Annotated in this window: 15 protein-coding genes; 2 read left to right on the top strand and 13 right to left on the bottom strand. The window is 43.1% G+C overall.

Going from position 1 to position 13,784, the window contains the following annotated elements; all coding sequences use genetic code 11:
* Nucleotides 1-175 precede the first annotated feature (175 nt).
* Together nrdD and nrdG are read left to right on the top strand one after the other, a co-directional pair.
* Complete coding sequence (gene nrdD / locus IGI94_RS06475; RefSeq protein WP_005236607.1) at nt 176-2,371, top strand: anaerobic ribonucleoside-triphosphate reductase; 2,196 nt, start codon at nt 176-178, stop codon at nt 2,369-2,371.
* A gap of 80 nt (nt 2,372-2,451) precedes the next feature.
* Entirely contained in the window at nt 2,452-3,048 is a 597-nt protein-coding gene (nrdG, locus tag IGI94_RS06470; protein WP_005236608.1) for an anaerobic ribonucleoside-triphosphate reductase activating protein, read from the top strand.
* 136 nt (nt 3,049-3,184) lie between these two features.
* Here the strand turns inward: nrdG and IGI94_RS06465 are convergent, their stop codons facing one another.
* From IGI94_RS06465 to dnaX, 13 genes are all read right to left on the bottom strand, one after another.
* Nucleotides 3,185-3,841 carry a DNA alkylation repair protein gene (locus IGI94_RS06465; protein WP_244733483.1) on the bottom strand — a complete coding sequence of 219 codons (657 nt, stop codon included), beginning with the start codon at nt 3,839-3,841 and terminating at the stop codon, nt 3,185-3,187.
* A gap of 20 nt (nt 3,842-3,861) precedes the next feature.
* Nucleotides 3,862-4,986 (bottom strand): DNA polymerase IV, encoded by a 1,125-nt coding sequence (dinB, locus tag IGI94_RS06460; RefSeq protein WP_244733482.1) that lies wholly within the window; start codon nt 4,984-4,986, stop codon nt 3,862-3,864.
* Nucleotides 4,987-5,136: 150 nt separating this feature from the next.
* Complete coding sequence (locus tag IGI94_RS06455) at nt 5,137-5,478, bottom strand: P-II family nitrogen regulator (RefSeq protein WP_429947528.1); 342 nt, start codon at nt 5,476-5,478, stop codon at nt 5,137-5,139.
* Between the two features lie 16 nt (nt 5,479-5,494).
* Nucleotides 5,495-6,712 carry an ammonium transporter gene (locus IGI94_RS06450; RefSeq protein ID WP_005236611.1) on the bottom strand — a complete coding sequence of 406 codons (1,218 nt, stop codon included), beginning with the start codon at nt 6,710-6,712 and terminating at the stop codon, nt 5,495-5,497.
* Nucleotides 6,713-6,884: 172 nt separating this feature from the next.
* Nucleotides 6,885-7,745 carry a 16S rRNA (cytidine(1402)-2'-O)-methyltransferase gene (rsmI, locus tag IGI94_RS06445; protein ID WP_218193143.1) on the bottom strand — a complete coding sequence of 287 codons (861 nt, stop codon included), beginning with the start codon at nt 7,743-7,745 and terminating at the stop codon, nt 6,885-6,887.
* A gap of 74 nt (nt 7,746-7,819) precedes the next feature.
* Nucleotides 7,820-8,167, bottom strand: coding sequence for a DNA replication initiation control protein YabA (locus IGI94_RS06440; RefSeq protein WP_077452675.1), 348 nt, complete (start codon nt 8,165-8,167; stop codon nt 7,820-7,822).
* Nucleotides 8,168-8,186: 19 nt separating this feature from the next.
* Nucleotides 8,187-8,987, bottom strand: coding sequence for a PSP1 domain-containing protein (locus tag IGI94_RS06435; RefSeq protein WP_005236620.1), 801 nt, complete (start codon nt 8,985-8,987; stop codon nt 8,187-8,189).
* Between the two features lie 29 nt (nt 8,988-9,016).
* On the bottom strand, nt 9,017-9,949 hold the full coding sequence (holB, locus tag IGI94_RS06430) for a DNA polymerase III subunit delta' (RefSeq protein WP_005236622.1): 933 nt from the start codon (nt 9,947-9,949) through the stop codon (nt 9,017-9,019).
* A gap of 14 nt (nt 9,950-9,963) precedes the next feature.
* The gene (locus IGI94_RS06425) at nt 9,964-10,293 is read right to left on the bottom strand and encodes a cyclic-di-AMP receptor (protein WP_005229817.1); all 330 of its coding nucleotides are present in this window, start codon (nt 10,291-10,293) and stop codon (nt 9,964-9,966) included.
* Between the two features lie 32 nt (nt 10,294-10,325).
* A complete protein-coding gene (gene tmk / locus IGI94_RS06420) occupies nt 10,326-10,973 on the bottom strand; it encodes a dTMP kinase (protein WP_005229815.1) in 648 nt (215 codons plus the stop codon).
* A gap of 20 nt (nt 10,974-10,993) precedes the next feature.
* Nucleotides 10,994-11,590, bottom strand: coding sequence for a recombination mediator RecR (recR, locus tag IGI94_RS06415; protein WP_005229813.1), 597 nt, complete (start codon nt 11,588-11,590; stop codon nt 10,994-10,996).
* Between the two features lie 14 nt (nt 11,591-11,604).
* Nucleotides 11,605-11,919: a YbaB/EbfC family nucleoid-associated protein gene (locus IGI94_RS06410; protein ID WP_005236633.1), complete on the bottom strand. Its 315-nt coding sequence runs from the start codon at nt 11,917-11,919 to the stop codon at nt 11,605-11,607.
* A gap of 20 nt (nt 11,920-11,939) precedes the next feature.
* Nucleotides 11,940-13,661, bottom strand: a complete 1,722-nt coding sequence (gene dnaX / locus IGI94_RS06405; RefSeq protein ID WP_016621226.1) for a DNA polymerase III subunit gamma/tau — start codon at nt 13,659-13,661, stop codon at nt 11,940-11,942.
* Nucleotides 13,662-13,784: the final 123 nt, after the last annotated feature.

Here is a 13,784-nt window from a genome sequence, read left to right as displayed (position 1 = left end):
GTGAAACATGGAACAACCAAATCCTTAATCTTATCAAGTTTTCTCGGAAACACCTAAATGAATATACACCATATATTGTGTATATCCAAAACACAAACCCTTTTCGACTACTATATATAGTTGCTCATTTCTACAATTTGTTTTATTATATTGTGGAAGATAAGGAGTGGTAGAAATGATGAACATTAAGAGAAATCCTGAGCAAGGGTTGGAAAGACAGTCCGCTTTGCGTCAGTTAAAAATCGTAAAACGTGATGGACGGCTTGTCGATTTTGATGATCAAAAAATTTATGATGCGTTAGTGAAAGCCCTGAGAAAAATCAACGGTGAGCTTTCTCCCATCGACCACGAAAAAATCACCGAGATCGTTGACAGTGTCGATCACGAGATCGCGGAACGTTTTCGTACAAATGTAAAAATCTATGAGATCCAAAATATCGTCGAGCATATCTTGTTAGCAAAGAACGAGTATGCCTTGGCTGAAGAATATATCAACTACCGGACCCATCGTGATTTCGAACGCAGCAAAGCAACAGACATCAACTTTACGATCAATAAATTGATGAATAAAGATCAATCGGTCGTCAATGAAAATGCCAATAAGGATAGTAACGTGTTCAACACACAACGTGATTTGACCGCTGGGATCGTAGGAAAATCGATTGGTTTGAAAATGCTGCCTCCTCACGTGGCAAATGCCCACCAAAAAGGCGACATTCATTACCATGACTTGGATTATCATCCATATACCCCAATGACTAACTGCTGCCTAATCGATTTTAAAGGCATGCTAAATAATGGGTTTAAAATTGGGAACGCCGAAGTGGAATCGCCAAAATCGATCCAAACGGCCACCGCTCAAATCTCACAAATCATTGCAAATGTAGCATCGAGTCAATATGGTGGCTGTTCTGCTGATCGAACAGATGAATTATTGGCTCCTTTTGCTGAGTTGAATTACCAAAAACATTTAAAAGATGCCGAAGAATGGATTGAGACACCCGAACGTCGGGAAGCTTACGCGAAGAGCAAAACCCGCAAAGATATCTACGATGCAATGCAAAGTCTAGAATACGAAATCAATACGTTATTCACCTCTAACGGACAAACGCCGTTTACTTCCCTTGGCTTTGGTTTAGGAACCAACTGGTTCGAACGGGAAATTCAACGAGCGATTCTCCAAATTCGCATCAACGGGTTAGGCAGTGAAAAGCGTACTGCTATTTTCCCGAAATTGATTTTTAGTATTCGCCGTGGGGTCAACTTGGCACCTACCGATCCGAACTATGATATTAAAGAACTGGCTTTAGAATGTGCCACTAAACGGATGTATCCGGATATTTTGAATTATGATAAATTGGTTGAATTGACTGGCAGCTTTAAAGTGCCGATGGGCTGTCGTTCTTTCTTGCAAGGCTGGAAAAACGAACGTGGTGAAGAAATCAATGTCGGTCGGATGAATCTAGGTGTCGTGACATTGAATATTCCACGGATCGCCTTAGAAGCAAATGGCGATCAAGAAAAATTCTGGTCACTGCTGGAGGACCGTCTGCAAATCGTTAAAGATGCCCTTGTCTATCGAGTGGAACGCTGTAAAGAAGCGAGTCCCGCCAATGCGCCGATCCTTTATATGTATGGGGCTTTCGGTGAACGTTTGGATCGCAAAGACAATGTCAACGAATTATTCAAAAACAAACGTGCCACTGTTTCGCTTGGTTACATTGGTTTATACGAAGCTGCTTCGGCTTTTTACGGTGGAACTTGGGAACAAGACCCAGAAGCAAAGGCCTTTACGATGGCGATCGTGAAAGAATTGAAAGCTCATGCCGATGCCTGGGGCGATGAATACGGCTATCATTTCAGTGTGTACTCGACCCCTAGTGAAAGCTTGACCGATCGTTTCTGTCGCTTAGATACCGAAAAATTCGGTGAAGTTGAAAATATTACCGACAAAGAATATTATACCAATAGCTTCCACTATGATGTGCGGAAAAATCCGACACCATTTGAGAAACTTGATTTTGAAAAGGACTATCCAAAATACTGTTCTGGTGGCTTTATTCATTACTGTGAATATCCAGTCTTGCAGCAAAATCCAAAAGCGTTAGAAGCAGTTTGGGATTACGCATATGATCGGGTCGCTTATCTTGGAACAAATACCCCTATCGACCACTGTTACGAGTGCGGATATGAAGGAGACTTTAATCCAACCGAACGAGGCTTTGAATGTCCACAATGTGGCAATCACGATCCAAAAAGTTGTGATGTTGTCAAAAGAACCTGCGGGTATCTTGGAAATCCTCAAGCTCGCCCGATGGTCAACGGTCGTCACAAAGAAATCTCTGCTCGGGTCAAACATTTGCAAGAATAATCATAAAAGGAGTGTTAGATTTCTTCTACACTCCTTTTATCCAACAACCCCTGTAATTCACAATAGAAAGAAGTTTTCTTATGAGAAATCCTAAGCCCCAAGAATGGAAAGCAAACGAGTACAGTCAAAATTATATCGCTGATTACAAAGCCTTCAACTTTGTGGACGGTGAAGGCATCCGAAATAGTTTATATGTGAGCGGCTGCCTGTTTGCTTGTGAAGGCTGTTTCAACAAAGCCGTCCAAAACTTTCGCTACGGCACACCTTTTACCCAAGAGCTAGAGGATCGAATCATTGAGGATCTGCGACATGACTATGTTCAAGGACTGACCCTCCTAGGCGGCGAACCTTTCTTGAACACGACGGTCTGTCTGAAAGTTGTTGATCGCGTTCGCGCCGAATTTGGTCATAGCAAGGACATTTGGAGCTGGTCAGGCTACACTTACGAAGAACTGCTCTTGGAGACCCCTGACAAACTAGAACTTTTATCCAAAATTGATATTTTGGTGGACGGCCGTTTTGAACTCAGCAAGCGAAACCTAAACTTGCAGTTTCGTGGTAGCAGCAATCAACGAATCATTGATCTTGCTGCATCTCGAGAACAAGGAAAAGCGGTTATCTGGGCAAAGTGCAAAGATGCTGAAGCAAGTTACGAACAAATCAAAAAACAAATTTAACGACTCAAAACACCGTGCATCTTGAGATGACCCCAAAAGTTAGACCAAAAAATCGAACTTTTGGGGTCACCACATCTTCCTTCAAAGATGATGCACGGTGTTTTTTTTGTTATATAAAAATCAGTGACCAAGCTTTTTAAAGGTACTTACTTGCTTCACGAACCGTCAAAGGCGCCAGACTTTTTTGATGGCGTAGAAGAAAATCTTGGACCCACAGAGGATTCGTCTTGGCATAGTCTCGCAAGCTCCAGCCAATGGCTTTGTTGATAAAGAATTCAGAACTCCCCAAATTGTTGACAAGGATCTCTTCAAGGAATGGTCGATCCATCTGTTCTTTTTGCAACAATTGGTGAAGAATCGCCACTCGCCGTAGCCAAAGATTATCCTCAAGACTCCAACGAAGCATCTCAGCCTTTAACGCTGGCAGTCGGCGAACAAGCTTTCTGACGACCTCACTTAGTGCGTCCACGCTATCCCACCAAGATTTCGTTATGACTAACTGTTCAATTTTTCCTAGATCAACGGCTGATAAAAAGGGCTCCAGCGCCACTAAATAATCAATCGCAAGGTACTGGTGTTCCCGATAGCTGCTTTGCCAACATTGATCGATAAATTCCCAATCGATTCGTTTCATTTGTTTTGCTACTTTAAAGGCTGCTTTTTCCTGCTGACGGCGCAACGGTGTAGGGATGCCTAAAAACTCAAACTGATGCCGCATATAGGCGGCCATTTTTTCACTTCGTTCTTCATCAGCCAAAGCAATCATCGTTTCATATACTTGATAGATCGTCATATTGGTCCTCCTTTTTAGGTCTACTGATCGTCAGATGTTTGCCATAAAGGCAGTACGATATTTTCATAGGTCAGAGGATCGAGATTTGTGACGGTGACTCCCAAAAGACGAATGCCTTTTTCAAGACCTAAAATCTCTTCCCAAATGAGACTGGCTTCCGAAAATAACTGTTCTTTTTTATGAACGTAAATCGGCAAAGTCACTCGTTTAGTGATCGTAGAGTAATCACTGTAACGGACTTTCAACACGACTGTTTTGCCATGTTTCTGTGTGCGCTTTAGTGATCTCTCAACTTCTTCTGCGATGGCGCGTAATTGACTTAAGACTTGTTCTTCACTCGTTAATGGATTGCCGTATGTATGCTCCTTACCGACTGATTTTCGTTCTCTGGTCACACTGACTGGTGAATCATGGATTCCTCTAACTTTACGATACAAAGAATACCCCATTTTGCCAAATTCGCGGATCAACGCCATCTCACTCCAAGCGTATAGATCTGCTCCTGTAAAAATGCCTAACTCATGCATCCTGGGGACAGTTTTCTTCCCGATCCCATGAAATTTATCGATGGGTAGTTGTTGTAAAAAGGCCACTGCCTCATCCGGCATCACCACTGTTAACCCTCGTGGTTTATGATAATCCGAGGACAATTTTGCCAAAAACTTGTTGTAACTGACGCCTGCCGAACAAGTCAAATGGGTCTCATGCCAGATGTCTCGCTGAATCAGACGAGCGATCTTAATTGCTGAAGGACAGTTGATTTTGTTCACTGTGACGTCCAGATACGCTTCATCAATTGAAACTGGTTCGATGATGTCGGTGTATCGGTGAAAAATTTCTCTGACTTGCTGGGACACTTCACGATACTTTTGATGATTCCCCGGTTTAAAAATCGCTTGCGGACAAAGCTCGTAGGCTTTTTGTGCGCTCATTGCCGAATGGATGCCATATTGTCGCGCCAGATAATTCGCTGTCGTGACCACTCCTCGGCCGCCGGTATCACTTGGGTGACGGGCAATGACAAGGGGATGCTTGGCCAGCTCAGGATCATCCCGTTCTTCCACCGAAGCAAAAAAAGCATCCATATCAATATGAATAATTTTGCGGCTCGTATCATTTTTTAAGGGAAATTGCAGTTCCGACATCGTTGCTCACCTCGCTTCTTATTATAAACGAACAGAAGTTCCCTATCAAGCAAGGAATCAAGACAAAGACGCAAAAAGGACCAATTTTCATTGGCCCTTCCCTAAACGTTCGCTACTTTTGCTGCACGGTTCATGACCCAAGAAGTTCTGCTATAAGGCAGCTTCTCCTCGTTCATTGGTGCGAATCCGAATCGCTTCTTCCAAAGGGTAGACGAATATTTTGCCATCACCGACTTCATCTGTCCGACAGATCGATACAATCAGCTTAATCACGGCATCGACTTTTTCATCTGCCAAAACAAAGCGGACATTTACTTTCGGTAAAAGAGTCGTGATCACTTCTTGGCCACGAATAAACTCTTTTAACCCTTTTTGATTGCCACACCCGAGAACTTGACTGACCGTCATCCCACTGATCAGATCCGATTGATCCAAAGCGGCTTTTAGCTCCTCTAATTTTTCTTGGCGAATAATCGCTTCAACTTTTTTCATGACTGCTCCTCCACTCTTAAGAATCTAACCCCATAAAGGTAGGATAGGCCGTTTCATCATGTTCGATCCGATCCATCCCCACCGCTTCTTCTTGCTGAGATACGCGAATCGGCATCACCCATTTGATCAAGGTAATTATGACAAAGGATAGGATACCAGCGAACAAAATCGTAAATACGATACTTTCGGCTTGTGCGATAAAAAGATCAACACCGCCATAAAGCAATCCTGAATGTCCGCCAACAGCGGGATCGGCAAAGATCCCGGTCATCAAACCACCGAAGATTCCGCCTACCCCGTGACAACCAAAGGCATCCAATGCATCATCTAACCCTAATCGATGTTTGATGACGGAAATAAAGAAGTAACAAAACGGACTGACTAAAGCGCCAATGATAAAGGAAGACCAAAGGGAGACAAACCCCGCCCCTGGTGTGATGGCAACTAAGCCCACCACTGCACCTGTACAAGCACCGACGATTGTCGGTTTTCCCACGACGATTTTTTCGATCAGCATCCAAGAAAGCATCGCACTGGCTGCTGCTGTATTCGTGGTCATTAAGGCGTGGATCGCTAGACCATCAGCTGCTAACGCAGAGCCAGCATTAAAGCCAAACCAGCCAAACCATAAAAGACCGGCACCTAGTACAACAAAGGGAATATTATGAGGACGATATTCGGTTTGATGAAATTCTCGTCGCTTACCGACAACGATCGCTAAGACTAGCCCACTGATTCCCGAACTGATGTGAACGACATTGCCTCCTGCAAAGTCGATCGAGCCGATCGCATCTAAGAAGCCACCGCCCCACACCATATGCGCCATTGGAAAATACACAAAAACCAGCCAGAAGCCAATAAATAGAAAAATAGCAGAGAACCGCATTCTTCCAACGACTGATCCAGTGATAATCGCCGTTGTGATCAAAGCAAACATCATTTGAAAGGCAGCAAACAACCCTTCTGGAATTCCCTCTCCTTCTGACATCGAAACATGATTGAAAAAGACTTTGTCTAAATTGCCAATAAATGATCCTGTCCCGCTAAAGGATAATGTATACCCTAGAGCGACCCAGAGGACGGACGCCAAGCCCATCGTACAAATCACCATCATCATGGTATTGAGGATGTTTTTGCGTCGTTCCAATCCTCCATAAAAAAATGCCAATGCTGGAGTCATTAGAAAAACCATACCGCTACAAATTAAAATAAATGCAATATTCCCTGTATCCATTTTAAACGCCTCCCTTTCTATATGTTAGCTATCCTAACACCATATTTTCGAATAATCTAGATTTTTCTGAGAAAAACATGAATTTTCTGAAAATAGCTGACTTTATATGTTAGGTAATATCACATAAGTAAGCGTGTGAACAAAAAAAATACCGAGAGAAGTCTCGGTATGATTACTCTTCTATTTGGTGATACGCTTGATAGACAAGCTGTTTCTTTACTTGATTACGTTTAGCCACTTCTTTGATTGCTTCTTTTGAGGACATTTCGGCCTCTTCCATCAAGGCAGCTACTTGTTCTGCGTAACTTCCTTCATAAACAATTTCATGTATTTCAGAAGAGCCTTCCACCAACAGACAGCATTCTCCTTTGATTGGCTGCTGCTCTAAATAGTCGATCAATTCAGAAAAGGTCCCTCGCAAGTATTCTTCATGGATTTTTGTCAATTCTCGGCAAATGACTGCCTGACGTTCACCAAATACCTCTAGCATTGTTTCAATCGTCGCGGCGATTCGATAGGGTGACTCATAAAAAATCATCGTTGCTTTCTGGGTCACTAATTCACTCAAGGCTTGTTTTTGTTCTTTTTTCTTACGAGGTAAAAAGCCATAAAAGAGATTTGGTTGCGGCGATAAACCTGAAGCAATCAACGCTGTCAAACCTGCCGTAGGTCCCGGAAGCGCAATCACCGCGATTCCTTCAGCTAGACAGGCCTTGACTAATTCATGCCCCGGATCACTGATGGAGGGCATACCAGCATCGCTGCATTGGGCAATGGTCTTGCCCATCTGCAGCTGTTCTACCAACTGCGGAACTCGCTCTTTATAATTGTGTTCATGTAAGCTTTTTTGCGGCGTCGAGATCTCAAAATGATTCAACAATTTCTGGGTATTGCGAGTATCTTCACTTGCGATCAGGTCCGCTTCTTTTAAAATTTTGACACAGCGGACCGTCATATCTTCCAAGTTCCCGATCGGTGTCGGAACAAGATACAGTTTTCCAGAGTCTTGTTTATAACTTTGTTGCTTTTGCATGTACTGCTCCTTTCGAAAAAAAGACCAGTGGAAACTGATCTTTTTTCTAACGAACCTATTAGACTGTCAGTCAGTTATTTGCCGCTTTCACGATAGATCACTTCTAGACAAAATGCACAAGGTTCATCATGTTCTCTGCGAGAACCGTATAAGTCATAACAAACATGAAATCCTTCTTCGTAAATCTTTTCTAAATTCATTCGTGATTTAGAAAGTTCTTGTTTGACCGATTCAGCGGGTGCATCTGCCACTTGGTTCAACTCACGAATGTGTTCACGTAAGCGTTGATTTTCCAATTCTAATGTCGTATTTTTTTCGACGATTTCTTGCAAAGACTGCTTCATTTCCGCTAGATTATTTAAGGAATTTTGCAACTCCGATTCTAACTGATTCAATCCGTCATATATTGATCGTTTGTCCATGCTCATTATGGTCACCTACTTATTTTGTCACTAGTTCTTCATAATCATATTCGATTGGTGTTTGCCGATCATGCAAACGGACTTTGATCACTCGGCTCAACAGATCCAGCCCAACCACACGTCCTTTGCCATCTGGCGTTTCAACTTCCTTGCCGCGATCCGGCAATTCTTTTTTCGCCCGCTCATATTCTTCACTTTCATACTTAAGACAGCACATCAAACGACCGCATAATCCTGAGATTTTCGCAGGATTCAAGGAAAGTCCTTGATCTTTAGCCATCTTGATGGATACAGGGATAAAATCCCCTAAAAACGTCGCACAGCATAGTTTGCGACCACAGGGCCCAACTCCGCCTAGTGCCTTCGCTTCATCCCTGACACCGATTTGGCGCAGTTCAATCCGGGTATGAAATTCACTTGCCAAGTCTTTGACTAATTCGCGAAAGTCAACACGGCTTTCTGCAGTAAACGAAAAAATCAGTTTTGTCCGCTCAAAGGTATAGGCTACTCGAATCAGTTTCATTGGCAACTGATGTGCGCGGATTTTTTCTTTTCCAATTTTTAACGCTTCATCTGCCGCCTTTTGATTGGCTGCTGCCTGTTCCAAATCTTTCTTCGTCGCCCGACGTAAGATAGGTTTGACTACCTGAGGCAAATCGCTCTCATTCATTTCTCTGCTTTTGGTGACGACTGTGGCAAGACATTTAGCATCTTGTGATTCCACGATGACTTGGTCATTTATAGTATAGGTCTGTTTTTTCGGTGTGTAAAAATAAATCTGGCCTACGTCATGATAACGCACTCCGACAACTTCGATCATCTCTGGTCTCCTTTTCCGGCTGCTGCGTTTTATCCATAGATGATTTTCACGGAAAATTGTTCTGCCACACCTTGGAAAGACACATTGGCTTGCAACTTTTTTTGTGCTTGCAATGCGGCTTCAATGGCACGATTGATCTCTTTTCCCCATAAACCTTGCCCCAACAATCGATCCCGCTCCTCTTGAAAGTAAAATAACAAGAGCAAAAAGATTTCTGATTGCTGATTTTTTTCTTTTGCTAGACCCAATAATTTTTTCTGAACAAAAATAAATGCTTGCGGGTCTTTCTTCAAAAGGTAATTCACCCAACGCTTAACAGCATCCTTAGTTTCATTAAACCATTCATCTTGCGAGATTTCAACTGCTTTATGATAACTATTGGTCAAGTGGCTTAGAAGTCGGCTTGTCTCTTTAGAAAGTCCCTCTTCTTGTAACTTTTCTTGCAGTTTTTCTTTTGACAAAGGAGAGAAATGAATGATCTGACAGCGAGACTGGATGGTTGGCAAAATACGACCAAGGCTCTCCGTTTCTAAGATCGCCAGAAAGTTTCCCACTGGTTCTTCTAAAAACTTTAGTAAACTGTTGGCAGCGCTGTTGTTCATTTTGTCAGCTTGAGACAAAATAAAGATTTTCAAACGGCTTTCAAAGCCGCTTTTTGAGAACTCCTCTTGCAGCTGTCGAATCTGGTCGACTTTGATCATCTGCCCATCAGGTTCAATTTGGATAACGTCAGGATGCTCTCCTTGGGCGATCCGTAGACAATTGCTGCATGCACCACATGGCGCTTCTTCTTGTACATTGGCACAAAAAAGGCGTTTTGCGAGCCATAGACTTAGTTCATGCTTGCCAGTCCCCTTGTCCCCTTCAAAAAGATAAGCATGAGCAATGCGCCCATGCTTGATACTTTTTTTTAGTTGGGCAAAAACAAGAGGCTGGTATTCTTGTAGAAATAACTCCTCCATGAAATGCTCCTTTTTTAATATTGATGGAATCCGTCAACTGGCAGCACGAATACGGTGGCGCCACCGACTTCGACTTCGACTGGATAAGGAACTTGACCATCTAAGGATATATCTAGTGACATCGGTGTCGAGACATATTGCTTTCTTGATTGACAGGTTTTTTTAATCAATTCTAACGCATCTTGCACACGGTCATCTTCAATACCAATGATAAACGTACTATTACCAGCCTTTAAAAAACCACCCGTTGATGACAATTTTGTAGCACGGATATTGGCATCAATAAACTCATTTGCCAAACGATTACTGTCTTTGTCTTGTACGATTGCCATAATTAATTTCATGGGACCATCTCCTTTGTGTTATCCAACCTACCCTAGATTGATTTGAAGTAAGCAGGATACGATTCAACGATTGCTGAATAGCTGGATTCAACAACTTCTTGTAACCCCATTCTAGCATCAATCTTATGAATGCGTACAGGATTTTCTTCCGCTAGCTTTAGATACGCATGACGAACCCGTTGATGAAACTCCAATCCTTCCGAATCTAGTCGGTCATATTGATGTGCACGATTTTCTTGGATGCGACGCAAGCCAGTATCAGAGTCAACATCTAGATACAAGGTAAAATCAGGGGTCGTTCCTTCCGTCGCAAACTCGTTGATCCGTGCGATCTCAGGAATCCCGATGCGACGTCCAGCTCCTTGATAGGCAAGCGAACTGTCAACAAAGCGGTCACAGATCACGATGTGTCCGGCGTTCAATGCCGGCAGGACAACCTCAATCAAGTGTTGGCGGCGTGCCGCTGCATAAAGTAAGGCTTCGGTCCGCTCATCCATTTCTTCATTTCGCGGATCTAAAATAATTTTACGAATTTTTTCAGCGATTTTAACTCCGCCAGGTTCTCTTGTTTTAACGATTTTTCTTGTTGCTTCAAGCTGTAACCGAGGATACAATTCTTCGATCACACTGGTTTTTCCAGCACCATCCGGTCCTTCGATGGTTATAAACAATCCATTCACCCTAATTGCCTCCAATATCTTTATAATTCTCGGCGACCTTCTACTGCTTTTAGCAAGGTCACTTCATCCGCGTATTCAATATCGCTGCCCACAGATAAGCCATGAGCCAAACGCGTGACTTTAATACCGGCAGGCTTGATCAAACGCGACATATACATCGCCGTCGCTTCGCCTTCCGTGGTCGCATTGGTCGCAATGATCACTTCTTTGACCTGATCATCATGCAGCCGCTGTATCAGGGATGCAATGTTGATATCTTCTGGACCTGTCCCTTCCATCGGGGATAACACGCCATGCAGCACATGATAAAGTCCATGATACTCGCGGACTTTTTCTAATGCCATGACATCTTTAGGCTCTTCAACTACTAAAATCGTTTCTTTGTCTCTTGTGGGATCACTGCAGATTTCACAAGGATCTTCTTCCGTTATATTTCCGCAAATACTGCAAAAGTGCAAATCTCGTTTAACACTAAGCAACGATTTAGCAAACTCATTGACGACTTCTTCTTTCATATCAATCGTATAAAATGCCAAACGTGTTGCGGTTTTTTGTCCAATTCCCGGCAGTTTCATGTAACTGTCGATCAATCGGGCGATCGGTTCAGGATATTGCACCGTCATTTCTCCTTTTATAGACCCGGAATGTTTCTTGTATATTTGCCCATTGTTTGTTCCGATTCTTTTTCAATTTTCTTTAATCCGTCATTGATGGCTAAAATGATCATATCTTGCAGCATTTCCACATCGTCAGCATCAACGATTGCTTCATTGATAGCAATGTCTTGTAACGTCTTATCGCCAGTAAAGGTCGCTTTGACATAGCCATTTGTCGATTCGCCGATAAATTCTTTGCTGTTTAGTGCTTCTTGTTCTTTCATCATTTCTTTTTGCATTTTTTGCATTTGTTTCATCATACCTTGCATATTTCCCATGCCTCGCATCATTATTCATCACTCCATATTCATTAATTTTCTTCAATGCTGGTTAATTCACCAAATAACTCTTGCGCTTTTGTTACTAAGTCGTCATTTTCTGGTTCGACAGGAGCGGCTTCGGTCTCTTCTTGCTCTACTTCAATTTCTGACTCTTCCGTTGCTTGACCGCCAGCCAAAAACTCTTGTCGTAGCGTCGGCCAACTTTCTTTTGTAATAAAGACAGCCTGTGGGGCGTAGTCTTTGATCATACGGGACAATTGATTATGGATCATCAATTGAAACTCTTGGTCGTTACTTGCTCGCTGACATAAGATCTCATAGTCAAAAGCGATCACGACGCCCGATTCGCTGGCAGCTTTTGCTTCACTGGAGTGCAGCATAGCTCTTTGCGTCACGGAAAGAGACATCAAAAGATCGTCCCAAACATTACGAACATTTGCCAAGTCTTTCTTCGTTGCACTTTTCAGCACTTGGAACACGCGTTCCTTTGGTAAACGGAACGTAGTGGTCGCCTTGGTTTTCTTCACTGGCGCGGTGGTTTCAGCAACGGCACCTGTCGGTCGATTCTCTTGCAGTCGTTGCACCTCTGCCTGAAGTTTTTGCAGTGCTTGACGTAACTGCGCCACTTCTTGACTATTGTCAGCTGAATTGCTGGCAACAGCAGCACTTTCTGGATCATTGGCTAATTTGACCACAGCCACTTCCAAATAGATCGTAGGATTGTTCGTAAATCGTACTTCATTTTGCGTATCGTTTAAGACCGTGATCCAGTGATAGATTTTTGCTGGCGGGGTAATTTTTGCCAGTGTTTGAAACGCTTCAGTCAACTGCAGAGACTTTTCAGATAGCAGCTGCGGCGCTTGTTGATACATCAGCAAGTCTCGACAATAAACCAACAAGTTTTCCAATAAACGGCGGGCTTCTTTACCAGAGGCTAATAACTCCCGCAAGGTCGCTAACGCATCGGCAACTTCTTTTTCCCCACAAGCCTGCATCAGACGGTCCATCATTTCATAGGACAAGCTGCCCGTCACTTCTAAAGCATCTTGGGTCGTTACGGTTCCATCACTAAAAGCGATCGCCTGGTCGGTGATACTCAAGGCATCCCGCATACCGCCTTCTGCGGCTCGCGCAATGATCTGTAAAGCTTCTGCTTCGTAATTGATCTCGCTAGTAGTAAGGACCGTTTCCAAATGACCCACGATGTCTTGCGTATTGATCCGTTTGAAATCAAATCGTTGGGTTCGGGAAATAATCGTTGCTGGAATCTTATGGGGCTCTGTTGTTGCCAAAATAAAGACAACATTTTTCCGTGGTTCTTCCAATGTTTTTAGTAATGCATTAAATGCGCCTGTTGACAGCATGTGCACTTCATCAATGATATAAACTTTGTATTCTGCTTGGGTCGGTGCATAGTTCGCACGATCACGAATAAAGCGAATTTCTTCTACACCGTTGTTACTTGCCGCATCGATTTCGATCACGTCTTCTTGCGTTCCTGCTGTGATTGAGCGACACATGTCACACTCATTGCAAGGCTCGCCATTGACTTGGTTCGGACAATTGATGGCTTTGGCAAAAATTTTCGCTGCACTTGTTTTCCCGGTTCCTCGAGGGCCCGTAAACAAGTAAGCATGCGAGATTTGATTTTGATCGATTGCATTTTTTAAGGTTTGGGTAATTGCTTTTTGTCCGACAACATCATCAAAACGCTGAGAACGCCAAACACGATATAATGCTTGATAGGCCATAGTTTTCCACACTCATTTCAAAATTCGCTACCTTCTATTATACGTAATATCAGCTAAAAAAACCACCGTTTGCGTGGTGGAATCTTAAAAGAAATGGAAATTTAATTCGAAGAGCCATTCCGC

This window comes from Enterococcus sp. AZ149 (genome assembly GCF_051714285.1).
Lineage (GTDB): Bacteria > Bacillota > Bacilli > Lactobacillales > Enterococcaceae > Enterococcus_D > Enterococcus_D entomosocium.
The sequence above is the reverse complement of the archived record's forward strand: the minus strand, read 5'-3'. Positions and strand labels throughout refer to the sequence as shown.

Bases quoted from the DNA above. Each gene is read 5' to 3' on its own strand.
- nrdD (WP_005236607.1), top strand. From the start codon at position 176: ATGATGAACATTAAGAGAAATCCTGAGCAAGGGTTGGAAAGACAGTCC.
- nrdG (WP_005236608.1), top strand. From the start codon at position 2,452: ATGAGAAATCCTAAGCCCCAAGAATGGAAAGCAAACGAGTACAGTCAA.
- IGI94_RS06465 (WP_244733483.1), bottom strand. From the start codon at position 3,841: ATGACGATCTATCAAGTATATGAAACGATGATTGCTTTGGCTGATGAA.
- dinB (WP_244733482.1), bottom strand. From the start codon at position 4,986: ATGTCGGAACTGCAATTTCCCTTAAAAAATGATACGAGCCGCAAAATT.
- IGI94_RS06455 (WP_429947528.1), bottom strand. From the start codon at position 5,478: ATGAAAAAAGTTGAAGCGATTATTCGCCAAGAAAAATTAGAGGAGCTA.
- IGI94_RS06450 (WP_005236611.1), bottom strand. From the start codon at position 6,712: ATGGATACAGGGAATATTGCATTTATTTTAATTTGTAGCGGTATGGTT.
- rsmI (WP_218193143.1), bottom strand. From the start codon at position 7,745: ATGCAAAAGCAACAAAGTTATAAACAAGACTCTGGAAAACTGTATCTT.
- IGI94_RS06440 (WP_077452675.1), bottom strand. From the start codon at position 8,167: ATGGACAAACGATCAATATATGACGGATTGAATCAGTTAGAATCGGAG.
- IGI94_RS06435 (WP_005236620.1), bottom strand. From the start codon at position 8,987: ATGATCGAAGTTGTCGGAGTGCGTTATCATGACGTAGGCCAGATTTAT.
- holB (WP_005236622.1), bottom strand. From the start codon at position 9,949: ATGGAGGAGTTATTTCTACAAGAATACCAGCCTCTTGTTTTTGCCCAA.
- IGI94_RS06425 (WP_005229817.1), bottom strand. From the start codon at position 10,293: ATGAAATTAATTATGGCAATCGTACAAGACAAAGACAGTAATCGTTTG.
- IGI94_RS06410 (WP_005236633.1), bottom strand. From the start codon at position 11,919: ATGATGCGAGGCATGGGAAATATGCAAGGTATGATGAAACAAATGCAA.
- dnaX (WP_016621226.1), bottom strand. From the start codon at position 13,661: ATGGCCTATCAAGCATTATATCGTGTTTGGCGTTCTCAGCGTTTTGAT.